At 50.2% G+C, this 19,723-nt stretch carries 19 protein-coding genes and 1 pseudogene; 6 read left to right on the plus strand and 14 right to left on the minus strand.

What is annotated here, in order from left to right; genetic code table 11:
• Positions 1 to 68: 68 nt before the first annotated feature.
• From C7B82_RS12065 to rplC, 3 genes are read right to left on the minus strand one after another with little or no spacing between them, the layout of a single operon-like run.
• On the minus strand, positions 69 to 371 hold the full coding sequence (locus C7B82_RS12065) for a 50S ribosomal protein L23 (protein ID WP_106256536.1): 303 nt from the start codon (positions 369 to 371) through the stop codon (positions 69 to 71).
• Positions 364 to 996 carry a 50S ribosomal protein L4 gene (gene rplD / locus C7B82_RS12070; protein ID WP_106256537.1) on the minus strand — a complete coding sequence of 211 codons (633 nt, stop codon included), beginning with the start codon at positions 994 to 996 and terminating at the stop codon, positions 364 to 366. The genes C7B82_RS12065 and rplD overlap by 8 nt, the downstream gene beginning before the upstream one ends.
• Before the next feature lie 56 nt (positions 997 to 1,052).
• The gene (gene rplC, locus C7B82_RS12075) at positions 1,053 to 1,688 is read right to left on the minus strand and encodes a 50S ribosomal protein L3 (RefSeq protein ID WP_106256538.1); all 636 of its coding nucleotides are present in this window, start codon (positions 1,686 to 1,688) and stop codon (positions 1,053 to 1,055) included.
• A 645-nt stretch (positions 1,689 to 2,333) separates the two neighbouring features.
• On the opposite strand from rplC, the gene ndhN reads away from it, so the two are divergent.
• From ndhN to C7B82_RS12090, 3 genes are all read left to right on the plus strand, one after another.
• Entirely contained in the window at positions 2,334 to 2,810 is a 477-nt protein-coding gene (gene ndhN, locus C7B82_RS12080; protein WP_106256539.1) for an NAD(P)H-quinone oxidoreductase subunit N, read from the plus strand.
• A 72-nt stretch (positions 2,811 to 2,882) separates the two neighbouring features.
• Positions 2,883 to 4,238, plus strand: coding sequence for a circadian clock protein LdpA (ldpA, locus tag C7B82_RS12085; RefSeq protein WP_106256540.1), 1,356 nt, complete (start codon positions 2,883 to 2,885; stop codon positions 4,236 to 4,238).
• A gap of 67 nt (positions 4,239 to 4,305) precedes the next feature.
• On the plus strand, positions 4,306 to 6,327 hold the full coding sequence (locus C7B82_RS12090; protein WP_219904298.1) for a R3H domain-containing nucleic acid-binding protein: 2,022 nt from the start codon (positions 4,306 to 4,308) through the stop codon (positions 6,325 to 6,327).
• Between the two features lie 29 nt (positions 6,328 to 6,356).
• Here the strand turns inward: C7B82_RS12090 and C7B82_RS34265 are convergent, their stop codons facing one another.
• The 4 genes from C7B82_RS34265 to C7B82_RS12105 form a co-directional block, all read right to left on the minus strand.
• Positions 6,357 to 6,491 carry a hypothetical protein gene (locus C7B82_RS34265; RefSeq protein WP_281258965.1) on the minus strand — a complete coding sequence of 45 codons (135 nt, stop codon included), beginning with the start codon at positions 6,489 to 6,491 and terminating at the stop codon, positions 6,357 to 6,359.
• A 73-nt stretch (positions 6,492 to 6,564) separates the two neighbouring features.
• On the minus strand, positions 6,565 to 7,059 hold the full coding sequence (locus C7B82_RS12095) for a hypothetical protein (RefSeq protein WP_106256541.1): 495 nt from the start codon (positions 7,057 to 7,059) through the stop codon (positions 6,565 to 6,567).
• Positions 7,060 to 7,655: 596 nt separating this feature from the next.
• A complete protein-coding gene (locus tag C7B82_RS12100; RefSeq protein WP_181357459.1) occupies positions 7,656 to 9,611 on the minus strand; it encodes an iron uptake porin in 1,956 nt (651 codons plus the stop codon).
• A gap of 194 nt (positions 9,612 to 9,805) precedes the next feature.
• Positions 9,806 to 11,524, minus strand: a complete 1,719-nt coding sequence (locus C7B82_RS12105) for a fibro-slime domain-containing protein (RefSeq protein ID WP_106256542.1) — start codon at positions 11,522 to 11,524, stop codon at positions 9,806 to 9,808.
• A gap of 675 nt (positions 11,525 to 12,199) precedes the next feature.
• On the opposite strand from C7B82_RS12105, the gene C7B82_RS12115 reads away from it, so the two are divergent.
• Together C7B82_RS12115 and C7B82_RS12120 are read left to right on the plus strand one after the other, a co-directional pair.
• On the plus strand, positions 12,200 to 12,979 hold the full coding sequence (locus C7B82_RS12115; RefSeq protein WP_106256544.1) for a 16S rRNA (uracil(1498)-N(3))-methyltransferase: 780 nt from the start codon (positions 12,200 to 12,202) through the stop codon (positions 12,977 to 12,979).
• A gap of 66 nt (positions 12,980 to 13,045) precedes the next feature.
• Positions 13,046 to 14,146 (plus strand): tetratricopeptide repeat protein, encoded by a 1,101-nt coding sequence (locus C7B82_RS12120; RefSeq protein ID WP_106256545.1) that lies wholly within the window; start codon positions 13,046 to 13,048, stop codon positions 14,144 to 14,146.
• Positions 14,147 to 14,201: 55 nt separating this feature from the next.
• Here C7B82_RS12120 and C7B82_RS12125 read toward each other — a convergent pair.
• Together C7B82_RS12125 and C7B82_RS12130 are read right to left on the minus strand one after the other, a co-directional pair.
• Positions 14,202 to 14,417: pseudogene (locus tag C7B82_RS12125) on the minus strand (SDR family NAD(P)-dependent oxidoreductase); the annotation flags it as partial.
• A 311-nt stretch (positions 14,418 to 14,728) separates the two neighbouring features.
• A complete protein-coding gene (locus tag C7B82_RS12130) occupies positions 14,729 to 15,715 on the minus strand; it encodes an aldo/keto reductase (protein WP_106256567.1) in 987 nt (328 codons plus the stop codon).
• 150 nt (positions 15,716 to 15,865) lie between these two features.
• On the opposite strand from C7B82_RS12130, the gene C7B82_RS32240 reads away from it, so the two are divergent.
• A complete protein-coding gene (locus tag C7B82_RS32240) occupies positions 15,866 to 16,042 on the plus strand; it encodes a hypothetical protein (RefSeq protein ID WP_181357460.1) in 177 nt (58 codons plus the stop codon).
• Positions 16,043 to 16,133: 91 nt separating this feature from the next.
• On the opposite strand, the gene C7B82_RS12135 is transcribed toward C7B82_RS32240, so the two are convergent.
• The 5 genes from C7B82_RS12135 to C7B82_RS12155 form a co-directional block, all read right to left on the minus strand.
• Entirely contained in the window at positions 16,134 to 16,883 is a 750-nt protein-coding gene (locus C7B82_RS12135; protein ID WP_106256547.1) for an SDR family NAD(P)-dependent oxidoreductase, read from the minus strand.
• A 77-nt stretch (positions 16,884 to 16,960) separates the two neighbouring features.
• A complete protein-coding gene (locus C7B82_RS12140; protein ID WP_106256548.1) occupies positions 16,961 to 17,359 on the minus strand; it encodes a carboxymuconolactone decarboxylase family protein in 399 nt (132 codons plus the stop codon).
• Positions 17,360 to 17,408: 49 nt separating this feature from the next.
• Positions 17,409 to 17,789, minus strand: coding sequence for a MerR family transcriptional regulator (locus C7B82_RS12145; protein WP_106256549.1), 381 nt, complete (start codon positions 17,787 to 17,789; stop codon positions 17,409 to 17,411).
• Positions 17,790 to 18,300: 511 nt separating this feature from the next.
• Positions 18,301 to 18,483 (minus strand): CsbD family protein, encoded by a 183-nt coding sequence (locus tag C7B82_RS12150; protein ID WP_106256568.1) that lies wholly within the window; start codon positions 18,481 to 18,483, stop codon positions 18,301 to 18,303.
• Positions 18,484 to 18,880: 397 nt separating this feature from the next.
• Positions 18,881 to 19,624: a hypothetical protein gene (locus C7B82_RS12155; RefSeq protein WP_245939846.1), complete on the minus strand. Its 744-nt coding sequence runs from the start codon at positions 19,622 to 19,624 to the stop codon at positions 18,881 to 18,883.
• Positions 19,625 to 19,723 lie beyond the last annotated feature (99 nt).

The following is a 19,723-nucleotide window of genomic DNA, read 5'->3' on the forward strand; positions in this document are numbered from 1 at the left end:
GGATTTTCGCGATATAAGGGGTCAAACTTTAGCGTTCAAGCTTCACGAGCAGGAATGCCTGCTACACATTAAACTTCTGGGAAGAGCGTGATGGAATCTCCAGTCGCTAAGGTAACGATCGCCCGTTTATAATGCGGACGATGACCCGCAAATTTACCAACACGACGTGCTTTTCGAGGAGGATTTTGAGTGCTAACGTTGACTACTTTGACTTCAAACAGAGTCTCGATCGCCGCTTTGATTTCCGGCTTTTTGGCTCTGGGGTCCACCTCGAACGTATATTGATTGTTCTCCAGTAGGAGAGTCGCTTTCTCGGTCACGATTGGGCGACGCACCAAATCGGCAAGAGCGCCAGCATTGTAGTTAGTCACCGTAGACCTCCTGAATTTTTGTAAGAGCCGATGCTGTAGCAACGATATGATCGGCGGCGAGCAAATCAAAGATGTTCAAATTACTGGCGGAAATCATGCGGAGGTTGTCAATGTTGCGAGCGGATAAGTAAACGTTGTCATTACGTTCAGCAACGATGAGTAGAACTTTCGCTCTAGGTGCAATACCCCAACCTGCCAGCGCTTTAACTACTTCCTTCGTTTTTGGACGAGGCAACTTTTCAGCAAAGTCTTGCACGACCACCAAATCTTCAAACCGACTTTGTAAGGCTGTCCGAAGCGCCAAACGCCGCTCTTTGCGGTTCATTTTGATGGTGTAATCTCTCGGCTTAGGCCCAAAGATTACGCCACCACCCCGCCATAGTGGCGACCGATTAGACCCAGCACGGGCACGCCCTGTACCTTTTTGCCGCCAAGGCTTACGTCCACCACCCCTGACTTCAGCACGAGTTTTCGTAGAAGCCGTCCCCTGGCGTACATTTGCCAACTGGCGCGTCAGAGCACGATGAACAATGTGGGCAGCATTTGCTTCACTTGCCACTTTTAGATCTAGAGAGGCAGTGCCTGCTTCCTGACCTTGCCAATCTTTAACGACACAATCAACCATAGTTTTACCCTTATCTCTCGTTCAGCGTGGTGGTGCATTCTAATGGAATACCCCTGCTAGCGACCAACCAATGTTGCTGGGACAATGTTAAGCAACGCACCGGGCTTGCCGGGCACCGCACCCTTGATGAGCAACAGATTACGATCGGCATCGACTCGCACGACCGTCAACTTCCGAATGGTTACTTGACCGCCACCTAAACGACCTGCCATCCGTTTACCGGGATAGACACGACCAGGCGTTGTTCCTGCCCCAGTAGAGCCGGGTGCACGATGGTTCTTAGAGCCGTGTGCCATGGGACCCCGTCTAAAGTTATGCCGCTTCTGATAACCTGCGAAGCCACGACCAATGCTGGTACCAATGACATCAACAACCTGACCAACCTCGAAGGCATCAGCCTTGAGCTGCTGGCCGAGCTCAAACTCGCCAGGAGCATCCAGACGATATTCGTGGAGGTGACGTACAGGAGCACTGCCTGATTTTGCAAGATGCCCTAGCTCTGGCTTTGTCAACGCTTTCTGAGACACGTCACCGTATCCAACCTGGATCGCAGCGTAGCCATCTGTCTGGGCTGTTTTCACTTGCGTGATGGTGCATGGTCCAGCTTGAATGACAGTAACGGGAATAGCCTTACCCGTTTCGTCAAACACCTGGGTCATACCGAGTTTTGTGCCGAGGATACCAACAGACACGGTGACTAGACTCCATTTCTACACGTACAAAAGCACATTTATAAGTCTTGAAGCTCCAAAGAACCCCAAGAACAGCTTTCATTAAGTCGATCGCAGCAAAGGCCAGACAGAAACCACATCCTGCAAAATCTAGCAACGCTAGAAAACAAAACTGTGTAACAGCCCAACAAGCCATTCAAACAGCTATAAAAGCCGATGAGATTTGATAAACGCTACATGTAATACCTATTTCTGCGAGGACTTGAGTAGACAACCACTCAGTATCCTTTTGAAGCAGAAGTAAATTTCCGGCAAATCTAGAATTCCGACGTTTGCAGATTCAGACTTGAGCCTGGATGCCCTTCGGCATAAATTCAGCAGCAGTCATCTAATATAAAACGAAATTCCTTGTTTTGTCTAGTCATCCGGAAAGATTTATCGCTGCATTGACGATCGTTCCACTTTTTTCGGCTGTGAGCCAGTCAGCGACGACATTGAGCCTTATAGTTAAGAGTAGGACTCTGCTACTGCGAATCTTGCTCTCACGGATTCAGTTAATTCACGACTGTTTTATCAAGCGCAACGATCACTTAAATGCAGTAGGCAACAGACTTCAGGCAACCATATAGCGTCAGTGCAATCTAGCAGAAATGGAGTGAAGGATCGATGGCACTACTTACGGCTGGCAAGCAGCTCATTCGTGACTTGGAAGCATTGGGCGCATTGGGTGTGTACGTTCCGTTAGAAGGTGGGTTTGAGGGGCGCTATAGACGACGGATTCGCACGGCAGGCTATGTGTCGCTGAGCATTACAGCGCGTGGTTTAGGCGATCTGGCTGCCTATTTGACCGATGTACATGGTGTGCGCCCGCCTCACCTGGGCAAGAAAAGCACGGGCACAGGTGCAGCAGTTGGCTACACTTACTTCATTCCACCACTGGTGACCTATCAAATTGAGCAACTGCCTGCCAAGTCTAAAGGGTTATTGCTGTGGATTATTGAGGGCTCCATCTTATCAAACCAGGAGCTTGAGTATCTGGCGGCTTTGCCTGCAATTGAGCCAAAGCTAAAAATCGTAGTTGAGCTGGGAGGCGATCGCGCATTCCGTTGGACACCTTTGGTACAGGCACTAGTTTCAGCTTAAAGCTACGATCATTTGCGAAAAGAGTTCTGTGGATGCCTCGTAATTTTGTAGATGGGGCACTAGGATGTAGGGGTGACTGATCTGTACTACCCTTTGCGATCCCTGAGGGAAGGTGACTGGTTCAAGCTCATTTGTGGAGCCAGTTTCCAACACCTCCCAGCTATTCGGAGCCTGGTACTAGCGTATGCGCTTGCCGGGGCGGATTGCGTTGATATCGCGGCTGATCCGGCTGTGATTGCGACTGCGAGAGAAGCGCTTAGGCTTGCCTCGGAGCTGGCTGCTAGCGATGACTTAGCGCGATCGCACATGCAGGCATTGCCCTGGCTGATGGTTAGCTTAAACGATGGCGAAGATCCTCACTTTCGTAAAGCTGAGTTTGACCCGATCGCCTGCCCACCTGACTGTCCACGCCCTTGTGAGATGATTTGTCCAGCACAGGCAATTGTCTTTGCGCCATCTCCACCAACGGCAGATAGCGCGACAGCCTTCAGAGTCATGCAGCGAAACCAGGTTTCGGCGAGCTGTTCCCCGGTGGATGAACGGGTGTCGGGTGTACTGGGCGACCGCTGCTATGGTTGTGGTCGTTGTTTGCCTGTATGTCCAGTGCAACAGATTTCAACCCGCTCTTATCTTTCAACACCAGCGGTAATCGCGCCACTCGTCTTACAGGCTGGAGTGGACGCGCTTGAAATTCATACACAGGTTGGGCATCTAGAAGACTTTCGGCGACTTTGGCAAACGATCGCGCCGTGGGTCTGCAATCTGAAGCTAGTAGCGATTAGCTGTCCTGATGGCGATGGGTTGCTTGACTACTTGTGGGCGCTGTACGACATCATTTCACCGCTCCCTTGCCCGTTACTTTGGCAAATGGATGGCCGCCCCATGAGTGGTGATATTGGTGTGGGTGCAACGAGGGCTGCGGTTAAACTGGGTCAAAAAGTTTTGGCAACGGGTTTACCAGGTTACGTCCAGTTAGCAGGAGGCACAAATCATCATACAGTGCCAAAACTGAAAGCTCTGGGATTACTGCATCCGCATTGGCGCAACCCAGCAGGAACGTTAGACTCTGCTGAGACCCGGCAATCTGATACTTTTCCCCCTAGCCGTATGCCTGCTTATATTGCGGGCGTTGCTTACGGTAGCTACGCCCGCACGTTGCTAACACCCCTTCTCAATCAGCTAGACACGAGCGTGATGGAGTCAAGCGACCTAGAGCAATCAGTGAGCGCCCCCCGGTTACTCCCGTTGACTCAAGTGACAGCTAGCCTGCGATCGCCAACTGAGCCAAAGCAGGCAACTCGGCGATCACAGCCGCTCCGGCTAGAAGAAAGACCTGAACTGCTTTGGCAAGCAGTGACGCTTGCACACACCCTTGTTTCTCAACTAAAAGCCTTCAACGTGAGTCAACGAACGCGCTTGAATCTTTGATGGCGTTCTTGTTCCTAGCACCATCTACCTCTTAATTCGCTGCTCTTATTCTTCCTTTATCGAGCAAATGGTAAACCCTAACGGCATTGATTCTTCTGATAGGCAGACTGGAACTGGACATGATCTTGAACAGTCGGTGCCTCCATTGGAACGTCGCCCGGATGCGACAGCTACTACTGCCGAAACGCTTCTCGCTGCTGATACCGCTAATCTGACAGGCATGCAAATTACAGACGATTTGACGAAGCTGCTAGACATTTTGCCCGACGCCATTCGACTGCGTTTGGAACAGCATCCCCAGAAGGACATGTTAGTTGAAGTCGTCTTAGACATTGGCCGCCGACCGGAAGCACGGTTTCCCGGTCAGGCTGAATACCTTTCTGAGGCATTGGTTTCGCAGGCAGACCTCGACGAATGTATTACTAAAGTTGGTGATTTCGGCGGTGACAACCGGGCGGGCATCGAACGGACGCTGCACCGTATCAGTGCCATTCGTAATCGTCGAGGCGACGTGATTGGGTTAACTTGTCGCGTGGGCCGAGCGATTTTTGGCACGATCGGCATGATCCGTGATTTGGTTGAGAGTGGTCGATCAATTCTGATGCTCGGTCGTCCGGGCGTTGGAAAAACTACGGCGTTGAGAGAAATTGCCCGTGTGCTGGCAGACGAACTCGAAAAGCGGGTTGTCATTATCGATACCTCTAATGAAATTGCGGGCGATGGCGATGTGCCGCATCCCGCGATCGGTCGCGCACGCCGCATGCAGGTAGCCCGACCTGAACTTCAGCATCAGGTCATGATTGAGGCGGTGGAAAACCACATGCCGGAAGTCATTGTAATCGATGAAATTGGTACTGAGCTGGAAGCGCTGGCCGCTCGCACCATTGCTGAACGGGGTGTGCAGTTGGTTGGTACAGCTCACGGCAACCGCTTGGAGAACCTGATTAAGAACCCAACGCTTTCAGATTTGATCGGCGGCATTCAGTCAGTCACACTTGGGGATGAAGAGGCGCGCCGACGCGGTAGCCAAAAAAGTGTGCTGGAGCGCAAAGCACCACCCACATTTGACATTGCGGTGGAAATGCTAGAGCGACACCGTTGGGTCATTCATGAACAGGTGGCCGAAACCGTAGACAGTTTGCTGCGGGGTCGCCAGCCCAATCCTCAAGTACGTGCGCTGAGTGAGACTGGGAAGGTTGTCATTACGCATGAGCTGTCTAGTGCAGAAGCAGACGCACAAACAGGGCAGCGACGCAGTGCTCGTGGCAGCGTCGCACCCGGACGCAGTGCGCTGAATCCGTTGGGTGGCCAGGCTGATCTTGGCGATCGCTCTGCCTTTGTTAGCTCTGGGCGGCTGGGTGGGGTGCAGAGTCGTGGTTGGCGATCGTCTGGACAGATGCGTCCGCTGTCGGCTCCAAGCCAGCTTGACCTGTCACCCGATGAACAGCAGTTTGAGCAAATGCTGGATGAATCGCTGCAAGGCGGATTTGGTGGTGGTAACGCCGCTTTTTTACACGAGATTTTAGACGGTGATCCGGAGGCGACGTTCGGTGAAGCTGGGCAACGAGTGGGGCCTAACGGTGAAGATACTCTGCATGTTTATCCGTATGCAGTCAGCCGTCATCAGCTGGATCAAGTCATTCGCACGCTCAACCTGCCGGTCATTCTGACGAAAGATATTGACCATGCTGATGCCGTTTTGGCCTTGCGATCGCATGTCAAGAATCACTCCAAGCTACGCCATATTGCCAAAGCTCGTCAGGTACCGATTCACACCATTAAAGCCAGCACGATTCCCCAAATTGCCCACGGGTTAAGGCGGATGCTAGACATGGACGACTCTGGCGCGCCTGATATTGCTGATCTCAACCTATTTTCTAGTAGCGGCAGTGAGGACGAAATCGAGGCGCTTGAAGAGGCCAGACTTGCGGTTGAACAGATTGTAATTCCTAAAGGCCAACCAGTTGAACTTTTACCACGCTCTCCGATCGTACGTAAGATGCAGCATGAGCTAGTGGAACACTACCATCTCAAATCACGCAGCTTTGGAGACGAGCCGAATCGACGGTTACGCATCTATCCAGCGTAACCGTCGCTCCTAGAATTAAGCTCACATGCTTAGCCTGCCAGCATAAGGAGATTTCTAGCAAACAAAATACCCGTATGGGCAGGTTTGATCACAAGGCTAACGGCTAGAGGGCCAGACTCTGGCAAAGCCTGCCCGTACCCGACAGTAAATTTTTCTTTGGACATCTCCTAAGGTGTCGAGCAGTAGAGGCGATCGCCTCTACCGCTCGACACCCTATTGAAAGCAGAACTTGAAGCGTTAAAATCTCAGTCGCAGCTCAAGGTTATCAGGGTTTCGTCGCATCATTCTGATGCTTTGTGGCAACACACCCACTAGCAAAGCAAAGGCTTCATCTGGCAACTGCGCCACTGTTTCGGCGCCGAAATAGTTCTCGAATTGGTTCAAAATCATTTGCGCTCGCTGCAACGGTACAGGATTGTCAGTCAGTTGCTGGGTTAAGCGAATCCATTGTCGCCGAATCAGATAAGCTTTCTGGCGATCTTCCTGATTCTCTGGCTGGACAAGCGAGAGGTCACCCACTGGGACGGCCCGCTGGCAATCGACATCAAAGAAACTGCCCACTGCGGCACCGGGTCCAGCGAACTCAGCATGAAACCGTTTATAGATGATCAATCCATTCCGTCTGCGACTATTGACCACCAACAGTTGACCACTGTTCAACTGAGTCAAAATATCGCGGGTACCGGCATATTCAATAAGCTCTTGCTGTCGATCTAGAGTTTCATCTCTCATACCGCCGAAGCCCTTAAAGCACTGGTATGAGTACAGCCAACAAAGGCAGACTCACAAAGAAACGTAGGCATGACCATCATTGACTTCTCTCTTCTTCAACCTGTATCACAAGGTGTGATTCCTTGTGTGGCATATGCCGGAACCAATGATAGATGCTAAAACATGATCGAAAGATTAAAGGGTAGTGCGACCTCTAATGCAGCGTTCCCCAACAAAATTCCTGATCATGTGACGTTTCAAGAGTAGAGCGAATTGCATTTGCTAATTCCATTCTATGGCATTCTTCAAGTGCGACGTTACAAGGAAAGCGAGGAAATATTAAAGTAACGTTGTTGCTTTATAGCGATTATTTAAAGAAATGATGAAGAACGTCTTGTAAACCTTGAAGTGCCGTCAGCGTTAAGGTAAAGCGATCGTTCTTACTTCATCAGATAAAGTGGGCGCTAGGGGCAATAGCCATGACGGAATCGCGATTGGTTTCTGGGTTATGACAGTATGTTGTTCTGGCCGTATCACTTCAGCAAAGCGCCCCCTTTGCGGTCTAAGGAGGCGCTTTGCTGATGGCGTAACCTGCACGAGCAGCTAGAAGGAGTCCGCTAGAAAGAGAATGTGGTTCTTAGCGTAAGAACCACATAGTCATCGTTGTTACTGTTTTGGTCTGGTGCCGTAATCCAGATCACGCCTGGGGTAATGGAAATATTATCTGTGAGTTGAAATTTGTAGAAGCCTTCGACGTGTAAGGAGGTGTCATTCTGCAGACCCACATTATTCAAGTTCAACCCACGGGTGTTGACACTGCCTAAATACGGTTCCACACCAACAAAAATACCGCCAAGGTTGCCTTTTTTGAATAGATCGGGGAATGCCAAACCCAGTCCGTAGTACCAGATTTCACCATTCCCGCCACCCGAAAAGTCCAGGTCAGTATAGCCACCAAAGCCATTGATGACTAGCTTGGGACTCAGTTTAAACGACACCTCTGCCCCATAAGAGTTGGTCACTGCTGATACCCCCAACGCCGTATGAAAGGCATTCGCTGGCAAAGTACCTGTGACAAAGTTGTTATTGCCAAAGCCCAGGCTAAAGATAGAGTTGCCGCTGGTGTGGTAGCCACGGACGTAAGTTAAACCGAGCTGGAACCGATCGCTCGGTGAAATGGTGAGCTGTCCTAAAGCGGCAAAATCACCGTTGAAGAGTCCATTACTACCGCTGGGAATATTGGCATTGCTTGCCAAATAACCAGCCGAGAAAACAAAGGTTTGCTTGTCATCCAGCGCAAAACTAAAACCTGTGCCCGCACCACCACCAATGCGGTAAATGGGGCTCTCCTGACTAAAGGCAGAAATGGAGCCGTTGCCACCATCAAAGTTTTCGAACAATGGATTGACGGTGCTAGAGACGTAGTACTGGCTCTTGCCACCTGCAGCCGCAATGTAGAATTTGAGGCGTTTGCCCACTGGAAACGTGTAATCTAAGCGATCGAGGAAAATCTGGTTATTACTGGTTTGACTGCTGATGCCAGACGCTAAGGAGCCTTCGACCGTGCCTCTACGTTGACCATTGGTCAAAACGAAGGGTGAAAGGGGATCGCCAACCACAAAAAACGCCGAGGCATTGCTGGCAGCAAGCCGTGTATTCAAGACATCTTTGCCAGTAAAACTGGTTTGTAGTCCAAGACGTACCCGATCTTGAAACACCGTGTTGTTTAAGCTGTCGACCTGGTTGCCAAAAATGTCATTGATGGCAAAGATGGCCTCACCCACAAGTTTTGTAGTAGTCGAGAATTGCTGCTTCTCAATGGTGGCAACACGGGCGTCTAGCGCATCGACACGACCACGGAGAGTCGCCAGTTCAGCAGCAAACTCCTCTTGCAGCTTTTGCACCACCAACAGGTCTTCTTTTTTGACCAAATCGGCTGTGCCAGCAGCAATTAGCTCGTTGATGCGCTCCATACAGGCATTTAATCCGGCTGCGAACTCGTAGCGGCTGAGTGCCCGGTTGCCTCTGTAGGTGCGATCGGGATAACCCACAATACAGCCATAGCGTTCAACCAGCGATTGCAGTGCCTGAAAAGCCCAATCAGTCGGTCTTACATCCGAAAGTTGAGAGACCGAGGTGATGGGCCCGCTCGAAATTGGTTCATCCGATGGGTTTGGGTTCTCGACGGGTTTTGCTGGTTGAGAAACGGGTTTAGCAGCTGGTTTAGTGGGTGGTGTATATGGACTGGGCTGGTAGTCAGCAATCACTTTTACTGGTTTGAGCCGCCAAGCGATTGGTGTCACTGTGTTCTTGAAGGATTGCGTCTGGAGGGAGACCTTTGGAGCCATGTCGCCGATCGCCAAGTTGCTTTGTGGCGTTACTACCGAGCCAGCGAATTGAGCCGCTGGCTTTGCTGCGAAAACGACTGACTTGATTGTTGGGCTAGCCGTCTGAATTTGAAGATCCTTAGCGCTGGTTTTGGGTGTGCTAGCCCAAGCCGATGAGCCCAGCAGAAGCACGCCTAATAGTCCAGAAGCCGCCACCAACGAATTTCTCATCACTTGAAAAGTCATATTCACATCCTCACCCTGCTAGAGTTGCAGTCTATGTTTGTTTACCGAGTCTCTAAATCGCCTGCTGTTTGGAGATTTAGTTTTAGTTAGTCAAGAAACGATTTGGAGTATACCTGTAGGGCGTTATGACTATACCGCTACAGGTATACAAAGAAGTGTGTCGGTTAGGTGATGTTACTGAGCTAGGTGAGCCCTTATCGAGGACCGATCACTGGAAAGCCATCTGGCAACTTGATGACGACCGTGCCAGTAATCGGTGAACCTAATTGACAACCATCCAGCGGTAGCAGTGTAGCTATAACGTCTGGTTTAGCCAGACCTAAACTTTGAGCGGCCATTGGCACAACCGGGATTTTGGCTTGAGTTTGACCAACTTCAAACGTGGCACTGCGTGGCATCGGCTGACAATCGACATTTTCTTTGGCACTACCCGCAACGCTGAAGCTCATAACGAGGCGTCTGGGCGCAGGTTTATCCAAATTAATGGTAAATTCACCCAGGTCGGTTGGCGCTTTCCCTTGCTCCGGCTTCGTGGCGATCGGATCGCTGGCAAACAGAGTAGCGATGGGGACTGGCGGATTGTCCGCGATCGTGACGGTAGCGGTAATACTCGCGCCTAACCGATAGTCAGCACCAGCAACTAGAGTAGCGATCACGGTTTCAGATACTTCAGCGAGGTCATCTGCGATCGGCTTGACTGGAATGATCGCGCTACTCTGACCCTGAGGAATCTGGACGCTCCGACCGATTGGCTGATAGTCTGCACCTTCTGTTGCGGTACCAGATACGCTGTAGCCAATCATCAGAGTCGTCGGTGCAGGTTTGTTAAGCATGATGGTGAACTGACCTGGATCTAACCCCACTTCAGAGGCTTGTGGATCAGTGGCAACAATGACAGCAACTGGCGGCGCTGGTGGATTGTCTTCAATTGTCACCGTCGCGCTGCTGGGTGTACCAGTTTGATAACCACTGCCACCGATTAGCGTAGCGATCACAGTTTCAGAACCTTCAGTCAGTTGATCAGCGATCGGCGTCACGAGAATCTTGGCGCTCGTCTGCCCTTTGGGCATCAGCACGCTGTTGCGGATCGGCTGGTAATCAACACCTTCTGTTGCGGTGCCAGTGACACCATACTTAATTGTTAGATCAGTCAGAGCTGGCTTATCCAGACTGATGGTAAATTCCCCTGTATCCAGTCCCAATTCCTTTGCATTCGGGTCTGAAGCGACGATCGTCGCAACTGGTTGAGTGAGGACGATCGTCGTATCAATACGGAAATGAGATTCGGTAGTATGCCGTTCGGCAAAGAACAAGCGCAGGCTGTACGTAATGCCAACCTTGAGCGATGGCAAGTCTTTTAACTTTAAGGTTTTTGTCGCTTGGGTATGAATGCCACCTAAATCAATGACTAGCTTGTTATCAATAAAAACCCATAGGTCATCATCACCAGTAAACGTAAACTCTTCGCCACCCTGGTACGTGAATTCAGTAGCCAATTCGTAGGTGAAATGATAGTTATGTGCGTTACCTTCATTTCCTAACAGTTCATTGTCAATCGGAAAAAAGGCTTGATTATCGTAGCTATAAATATCAGGGTTCGTGTGAATCTTTTTTAGCGTAATTGAGAATGGCTTTTGGTGAGGATGATCATTGGCGTACCACTGGGCAAAGGCTGCCGCGCCATGTGTTGACTTCGGGTTGACACCTGGATCAGTACCACCGACGTAAATAGGTTTATGGGTAGAGTTATCAAGCTCTAGTCCAACAATGCCTTGCTCAACAGGTACTCCCGAGTCGAAATCCGCCTCAAAATCTGGATGGTTTGTAGGGCCTTGCTGGCTTGGGAGTAAGTCTGGTCGCTCATTAGGTGAGAAATCTCGGATTATTCCTTGCAAAGTAATTGTGTCTGCCATGATTGAGTGCCTCTGTGTTGTTAGTGACGTAAACAGGACGAATCAACAGCATTCCAGAAAGAGAATAATTTAATCACCCATATGTGGTATCTCCTTGACATTGTGGAAGGTACAATAAAAGCCTCCCTAGCATGATGTAGAGAGGCTTTGGCAAAGATATTAACTCAGAATCAGCTAATTTTTCTATATTGTAGAATTTTCTTAAAGTCTAAGGTGTTCAGCAGCACGATCGCATCAATACGGCTCTGTTAACAACCGCTCTATAGCCATCACTTATATCATGTTATGACAACTTACAACGAGTAAAAGCTGACATCGAACACATAGAAATGGTGTCTGTACCGTATCGTTTGTGACAGTGAAACACTCTGTAGCTCAGTATACAAAAGATGCTTTAATTGCGTTTTTTGAACGAAAAAACGGTTCAGGTGTTGCGATCGTCTTACCAATTTCTGGCAAAATGCGTTGTACTGAGTTCGTTTTAATACTACTGCTAGATTGAAAGCTCGATCGAAACGCTGAAATTCTAATGTTATAGAACGATCGCAATTGCATCAGGATAGATGCGTTACACGCAAGCGAAACAAGAGGCTGAGACGCCAGTCGTTTGAGAGCCTAATCTCCGCTAATCTTAGGGTGATAGAAAGCAGAATTTAGATGAGCTAAAAGCAATTCGTGCAATTACAACGCCTGGTTGTCGAGCCAGGGCAACTTCAAAACGGACGGCTTCTTTTAGCCTCATCACAACAGCACTACTTACAGCGAGTCTTGCGGTTGGGTGAGGACGATCGCTTCATTGTCATGGATGGGCTGGGTCATGCATGGCTAGCAACCTTTGTGCAGTCCTCTGATGCGCTAGTGCAAGCAGAGCTTTTAGAGCCCATTACCACTCATACAGAGCTACCCATCCGTGTCACGTTGGTAGCAGCGTTGCCGAAGGGTAATGGTTTCGATGATGTAGTGCGTCAAGCGACCGAATTAGGAGTTGACCAAATTCTGCCTGTGATGAGCGATCGCACCCTTCTGCATCCCAGTGCCCAGAAGGTGGAACGCTGGCAACGCATCGCTAACGAAGCCGCGGAACAATCCGAACGGCTGTGTGTGCCCCGCCTCAATGCACCGATCTCCTTCAGCAAGTATCTTCAGCAAGAGAGCAACAATCTGCAGACACCTGATGTACTTATGCAAAAATACCTCTGTATTGCACGTGGAGCATCCCATCACTTACTCGATCGTCTGCAAGTGTCCATCGCTGATGCAGCCAGCCCATCGATCGTCATAGCCATTGGCCCCGAAGGCGGCTGGACTGATGCCGAAGTTGAGCAAGCGATCGCGGTAGGCTATCAACCTGTCTCTCTCGGTGCCCGCATCCTCCGTGCTGTAACCGCTCCCTTGGTTGCTCTGTCCTTGATTGCAGCAGTTTATGAGAAGCGAGTGGAGAGTAGGAAAGGCTAAAAGCTACAACTAAAGGCTGAACTCAAAACTCAAAACTTCTCCTTCATCCTTCACACCGCTCCTCCCATGCTTGACGAAATCATTGCTGCTTTTGACCGCCAGGATTACCGATTGGCTGCTCAGCTGGTATCGCAACTGCTGGCACAGTCGCCGCAAAACCCATGGGCACTGTTCTATGCAGGGCGCTTACAGGAGGTGGCTGGCAAGCTTGATGTGGCTCTAGACCGCTATCGTCAACTGCTACGCGATACAACTAATCCAAAGCTGGTCATTCAAGTGCGCCAAAGCATCCAGCGAGTAGAGGCAATACAGCGAGAACGCCGACAGCAGGCGATCGCGCAAGCTACTGCCGAACCAAACAACAACGCGACTGGCTTTTTGGTGCTGGAAGCGGTTACGGGAGACGATCGCGCCACCGTCGTCCAGAATTTTGCCCGCGCGATGAAGCTAGATGCCTACACGACACGCTTGCTGATTCCGAATCGCGGATGGCGTTTGTATCGGGTTGGTCTAGCGGGTGAGCTGCAAGTCTACAGCCAGGAATTGCAGCAAGCAGGGGTGCCAAATTTTTGGGCCTCGCAACCTGAGATTCAGGCCATTCAGATCTTTCGGGTGAATTCCTTCCAGCCAGCAGCACCCAAAGCCACGGTTGTTTGCCAGAATGTGCATGATCAGATTGGTTTGCTGAGCTTTGATTGGTCAGAAGTCAGGCAGCGAGTAGAAGGCATGTTGCCAATTTTTGAGCAGGTGCTCGACTTAGGGTACCGTAATCGCCTTGAGCGCAAAGAAGAAACGCAAGACTATGCCCACTTCTGTGATCTTCATTTGCCAGGAAGACGCTGTATTCTTCGCCTACACGACAGTGGCTATCAATTTGGTCAAGGATTGGTTGTTGGCACTCAAGCTGCGATCGACCCACTCGATCGCAACACGATTCGCACAAACTGGAATCAGTTGATGGCACTCATCAAGCGTCAAACGCCCCAGGCTGAGACCTGGTCAAACTTTACGCCGTTTGCTGAAACGGCTGCGGACTTTACGGTGCCACTGCTTCGCTTAACGTCTCACATTCACCTCTCTCGCCAAGCTGATAGTTATTGGGACTCAGCCTTTCAGCTCTACAGCAGTCTCATTTTGCTGCGGGGAGTAAAGCAGTTCGCCTCATAAAGTGGACTCTGCTACGCTAAACCGTGACACCAATTTACGGCCGCTTTCAAATGGGTCAACTATTGACTTCTATCTGCCGCCGATAGTCGTTGATCGGCAAGTGCATGAGGGGGCCAGCGAAGGCAATGCCAGCATTATTAACCAGCCCAAACAAGGTTTCGCCCTTTAGCTGCTCACGCACTTGTTTCGCCGCATTGCCGATAGCCGTTGCATCCGTCACATCAAATTGCAGGGGTGTCACCGCGTCGCCAAACTCAGCGACGAGGCGATCGGTATCGTCAGCTGTTGTTCGTTGCTAGAGTCTATTTGAAACGGTAGAAAGCCTCCTCACTCTGTCGCGACCCTGCCCGTGATTAAACATCCAAGCTCATGGTGCGAGACCCATTTCAACGGGTTAAAGACATGCTCCATAAGGCTTTACCCTTTCAGCGGACTTTACCCTGTGAGACCATGATTTTCAATCACGGGCGACTGGCGCAATAAGCGAGGACGTTTCAAACAGCCTCTTAGCTGAGCCGTTTGCTTGAAACTAGCAACCAAGCACTAACAACTAAACACTAACAACTAAGCACTAACAACTGCTTAGCGATTCACTGAACTCATGTGTTGAGTAGGATAGCGATCGCCCGCTGCAATTCCCTTGGGTGCAGCAGCTTCAATTTGTCTTAATTCCTCTGGAGTCAGCGTAATCTCAGTCGCAGCAACATTTTCCTCTAGATATTTGCGGCGCTTTGTACCGGGAATGGGTACGATGTCGTCGCCTTGAGCCAGCAACCAGGCGAGGGCAAGCTGGCTCGGCGTCACGCCTTTTTTCGTGGCGATCGCCGTTACCTGTTCGACCAACTCCAGATTTTTATAGAAATTCTCGCCCTGAAAGCGGGGTGAATTACGGCGATAGTCGTCAGCAGGCAAGTCGTCTGGACTGGTGAACTGTCCTGACAAGAAGCCGCGACCGAGAGGACTGTAGGGCACGAAGCCAATGCCCAACTCGCGAATGGTCGGCAGAATTTCGTCTTCGGGATCACGGCTCCAGAGAGAATATTCCGTTTGCAGTGCAGAGATGGGATGTACTGCATGGGCCCGTCGAATGGTTGCCGGAGCAGCTTCGGATAAGCCTAAATAGCGGACTTTTCCCTGCTGCACCAGTTCTGCCATTGCACCTACCGTGTCTTCGATCGGCACCGTTGCATCAACCCGATGTTGGTAGTAAAGGTCAATCACATCGACGCCCAAGCGTTTGAGTGAGGCATCACAAGCCTGACGGACGTAATCGGGATGACCGTTGACACCGAGAAAGCCACCCTCTTCCGATCTCACGTTGCCGAATTTTGTCGCCAAAATCACCTGATCGCGGCGATCGCTAATGGCCTGACCGACTAATTTCTCATTAGTAAACGGCCCATACATATCAGCAGTATCGAGGAAGGTGGCACCCAGTTCTAGCGCGCGATGGAGCGTGGCGATCGACTCTGCCTCATCACGTCCAGCGTAGAACTCAGACATGCCCATACAGCCAAGCCCGAGTTCAGATACAGTCAATCCTTGATTGCCGAGTTTTTTCGTTTTCATGAAAGCTTCTCCTGTTGTTGGTCGTTTGCTTGAGCCCGAATCTTTGCGATCGATCAAGGCATGATTCGCAGAGGGTACTCGCAACACCTCTGACACCTGACGGTCATCAACGTCTGTTAACGTTCACTGCATACTCGTGGAGTTTCACCTGTGAACAAGCTACTGATTGGCATTGGAATGTTTATGGGCTCCACTGTTGGAAGCTACATTCCAGCAATCTGGGGCGGTAGCTTGCTCTCACTGACCTCGATTTTGTTTGGCGTGATAGGCGGACTCGTCGGCATCTGGTTGGGCTACCAGCTATCAAAATATTTGGGGTTTATTTGACGCAATTGTGATTTACTTGGCGCTCAAGACATACGTTGATGAGCTGATGACTGAGAGCTGATGGCTGAGAGCTGATAGCTGAAAGTTAACCTCACCGCTCTTGCTCTGTGGGACGAATGAGAATTTCGTTGACGTTGACATGCGGTGGTTGCGTGACGGCATAGACGATCGCCGCTGCAATGTCCTCGCTTTCCAAGTTTTTGACTGACCCATAAAAGCTTGCAGTGGTTTCTTTCGCTTTGGGGTCAGTCACATGCTGCGGCAGTTCTGTTGCGACCAGCCCCGGTTCAATGATGGTGACGCGAATATTACTTTGATAGACTTCTTTCCGCAACGCTTCCGAGAACGCACCTACCGCCCATTTAGAGGCGTTATACACACCCGAACCAGCATTGGCAACACGTCCTGCAACGGATGAGATATTCACAATGTGTCCTTCGCCCTGCGCCTTCATCAGCGGCAAGACCTTGTGCGTGGCATACATCAGCCCCAGCACGTTGAGGTTGATCATCCGTCGCCAGTCTTCGGTGTTGGCACCGTCGATCATGCCCAGCAGCATCACGCCCGCATTGTTGATGAGAATATCGACTCTGCCGAATTCTGCCTGCGTCTTTTGCACCATAACGTTGACCTGATCTTCGTCAGACACATCGGCAGTAATCGACAAAACCTGACCACCGCTCTCGGTAATACGCTTGGCGAGCTTGCTTAAACGATCGCTCCTCCGAGCTGCGATCGCCACCGTTGCACCCTCAGCCGCCAGCGCGATCGCCGTGGCTTCCCCAATACCAGAGGACGCCCCTGTGACGATCGCCACTTTTCCAGTTAATTTCCCACCCATGTTCAATCTCTCCTTGCATCAATACTTCGTTTCTTTTGCGTCCCAACCAACGGTCGATCGTGGTTAAGTTCACTAGCTCACGCATCCCGCTCTTGGAAGACTTCTTTGGCTGCGGCAATGCCATTCAGCGCTGCTGGAAAGCCTGCATAAACAGCCATTTGTAGAATGACCTCCACCACCTCCTCACGGGTACAGCCTACATTCAACGCCCCGTGAATATGCACTTTGAGCTGTGGTTGTGCATTGCCCAACGCTGTCAGCGCTGCCACCGTCGCCATTTCGCGTGACTTCAAATCCAGTCCCGGACGAGCATAAATGTCGCCAAAAGCAAATTCGATAATGTAGCGTCCAAGGTCAGGCGCAATGTCTTTCAGGCTCTCAATGACTTTTTCACCAGCTTCACCATCAATTTCTTTTAGCTTGTCCCAACCGTTTGCATAGCGATTTGGGTCGTCTGTGTGTTTAAGTGTTTGCATCTGCGCCTCATTTAACTTTTACGTTAACGTTAGATTCGAGTCAAAAAAATTACTCGCTTTCGACGCGCGCATCGATCCACTGTTGGATGCGATCGATGTTTGCCTGTAATTCCGATCGAAACTGGTTTAGCGCTTCGATCTTCTCATCGGCTTCTTGAAGATGGGCTTTGAGGATTTCGACGAGCTTTTGCTTTCCTTGCACTCCAGTCGGGTCTTGAGAATAAAGTGGCAGCACAACGGCAATTTCATCCAGGCTCAAACCCAACTCTTTGTAGATATTGATTTTCTGCAGAATGGCTAATTCAACATCGGTATAATAGCGAAAGCCCGCGCCTGCTCGCTCACTGGGACCAAGTAGCCCTAAACTTTCGTAATACCTCACCGTTCGAGGCGTCACACCCGCCCGTTCGGCAAATTCACCAATCCGCATGCGTTCTTTCACGCTTTACTTATAGCGTAACTCTAACGTCAACGTCAAGTCTGTATTGTGCTTGTGTGAGTCGGTGGTTAGTGGTTAGTGGTTAGTGGTTAGTGGTTAGTGCTCGGTAGTCAGCACAAGCTCAAAACTCTCTAGCGTAACGGCGCAAAGTGCTACTCAAAACTCAAAACTTCCCCTGCCTCCCCTGTTTTCCCTGCTTCCTAAGCTTGTCGCCCACTTTCACTGACTGCTTTGCTTTTTTCGAGGCCATGTAAGCCCAGCCAAGAGTTGGCTATTTGCGCCTGTCCTTAGTCTAAACTTCAGTAACATAGCGACCAAACCCACCTGTATAATAGGCCGACAACATTATCCGACCATATAAACCGCTTCAAAAACAACTAAGAGCTTAGACAGTAAAGATACCATCTAAGCTCTTTGAAAGCGATTCAAGAATCAGTAAACCTGACAATCAAGCTTGCTTCCTGCAAGGTGAAAATAATTACCCTGGTTGGATTTGAAGTAATTAATCAATGATTTTCTTGACGTTATCTTTGATATCTTCAACGCTGTGACGTCCAGCTGCTTCTGCTTGCTTTGCTTGACCTTCTGCCTGTGCTTGAGGATCACCAGTTACATTACCAACGGCCTCTTGAACCTTACCTTCAATGTTTTTGGCAGTTGCCTTAACTCTATCTTCTAAGCTCATAATGATCTCCATAATTAGTGTAGAAAGTAAATGCTTCTTGAACGGATGAAGTAGATAATAACAACTACACCATTTGAAGCACCTCACTAATCTACCGGGATCAAGCCTTTTTACTGTCTCCCTTTAGGGATAAAACAGTAGAATAAAGACCTTTCTAAAGGCATAGCAACTCCACAGACCGACGCGGATGCTTGAACAGTATAGAAAGCGGCATTGCTGAATCTAGGGCTGTAGGGGCGGTTTGCGAACCGCCCGAAACAATGTCTACCAAACCGCTAAGGCACGTATTGCTTCGACATGAGCCACAGAAACGAAGCATGCAGCATTCAAGTCCAGAGAGTAGTGCAAGTTGATGGTTGAAGCACTCCTACAATTTTTAACAAGCCGCAAGCAACGGTTAACGTAGCGCCAGAGGCGAGTTTAGTGTGAGTGTGAGGTCGTTATTAGGATTAACTACAATCACATCTGCTCGTTTTTTGCCAAAAATCAAACCGCCTAGAGCACCCGCTCCGCCACCAATCAAGATCTTGCCGAGGGTAATGCGTTTTTTGCCCGTGACACCAGAGATGATAGCAGCCGCACCCGCACCGATCGCAGCCCCTTTGAGCACGGCATCAGTGTTTGTTCCCGGAACAATCTCCTGCGTTTTGGTGACCACTTCAGAGGTAGCATCGATCGATTGCACAGTCCCATCGGTTAAGGTAATGTCCTGCGCATAAAACTGAGAACCGCCATCCACAGGTCTCAGTTCGCCTCTAATTTTGCTACCCGATCGCACCAGGATTTCGCCAGACGAAGAGCGAATATTTTTCGCTAGCAACAGCGTGAGCGGGCTGGTCTCATTGGGCGCTACTACAATCTTTTGTACGCCATCATAACGAACAGGAAGTTGTGTTCCAGCTGGAATAGCGACTCGACGAGGCGATTGTTGTGAGGGAAAGAGCTGCGCCATGGTGTAGGGAGCAGGGTTTGCTGTAGCGGTCGTAGCGATCGCCAGCGGTGCGATCGCGCTTGTGCCCATGCCTAAGGCAACTACAAGCGCCGTGCTGGATTGCCATTGTCTCAAATTAACCATAGGGATCACCCCAAAAATACGTGTGCGGATGCTTTCTAGACCCGATGAGAGATTAAAAGGTTCCATGCTAAGAGTTTTGAGTTTTGAGCAGCGCTTTGCGCCGTTACGCTAGAGAGTTTTGAGTTTTCACTTCCCCACATCGTCATTCCCTCATCCCTCTTTGCC

The organism is Stenomitos frigidus ULC18 (genome assembly GCF_003003795.1).
Lineage (GTDB): Bacteria > Cyanobacteriota > Cyanobacteriia > Leptolyngbyales > Leptolyngbyaceae > Stenomitos > Stenomitos frigidus_A.

Coding starts and splice junctions, on each gene's coding strand:
- C7B82_RS12105 (WP_106256542.1), bottom strand. CDS start 11,524: ATGGCAGACACAATTACTTTGCAAGGAATAATCCGAGATTTCTCACCT.
- C7B82_RS12100 (WP_181357459.1), bottom strand. CDS start 9,611: ATGACTTTTCAAGTGATGAGAAATTCGTTGGTGGCGGCTTCTGGACTA.
- C7B82_RS34265 (WP_281258965.1), bottom strand. CDS start 6,491: ATGTCCAAAGAAAAATTTACTGTCGGGTACGGGCAGGCTTTGCCAGAG.
- C7B82_RS12090 (WP_219904298.1), top strand. CDS start 4,306: ATGGTAAACCCTAACGGCATTGATTCTTCTGATAGGCAGACTGGAACT.
- C7B82_RS12120 (WP_106256545.1), top strand. CDS start 13,046: ATGCTTGACGAAATCATTGCTGCTTTTGACCGCCAGGATTACCGATTG.
- C7B82_RS12155 (WP_245939846.1), bottom strand. CDS start 19,624: ATGGAACCTTTTAATCTCTCATCGGGTCTAGAAAGCATCCGCACACGT.
- C7B82_RS12130 (WP_106256567.1), bottom strand. CDS start 15,715: ATGAAAACGAAAAAACTCGGCAATCAAGGATTGACTGTATCTGAACTC.
- C7B82_RS12135 (WP_106256547.1), bottom strand. CDS start 16,883: ATGGGTGGGAAATTAACTGGAAAAGTGGCGATCGTCACAGGGGCGTCC.
- C7B82_RS12145 (WP_106256549.1), bottom strand. CDS start 17,789: ATGCGGATTGGTGAATTTGCCGAACGGGCGGGTGTGACGCCTCGAACG.
- C7B82_RS12095 (WP_106256541.1), bottom strand. CDS start 7,059: ATGAGAGATGAAACTCTAGATCGACAGCAAGAGCTTATTGAATATGCC.
- ndhN (WP_106256539.1), top strand. CDS start 2,334: ATGGCACTACTTACGGCTGGCAAGCAGCTCATTCGTGACTTGGAAGCA.
- C7B82_RS12150 (WP_106256568.1), bottom strand. CDS start 18,483: ATGAGCTTAGAAGATAGAGTTAAGGCAACTGCCAAAAACATTGAAGGT.
- C7B82_RS12140 (WP_106256548.1), bottom strand. CDS start 17,359: ATGCAAACACTTAAACACACAGACGACCCAAATCGCTATGCAAACGGT.
- rplD (WP_106256537.1), bottom strand. CDS start 996: ATGGTTGATTGTGTCGTTAAAGATTGGCAAGGTCAGGAAGCAGGCACT.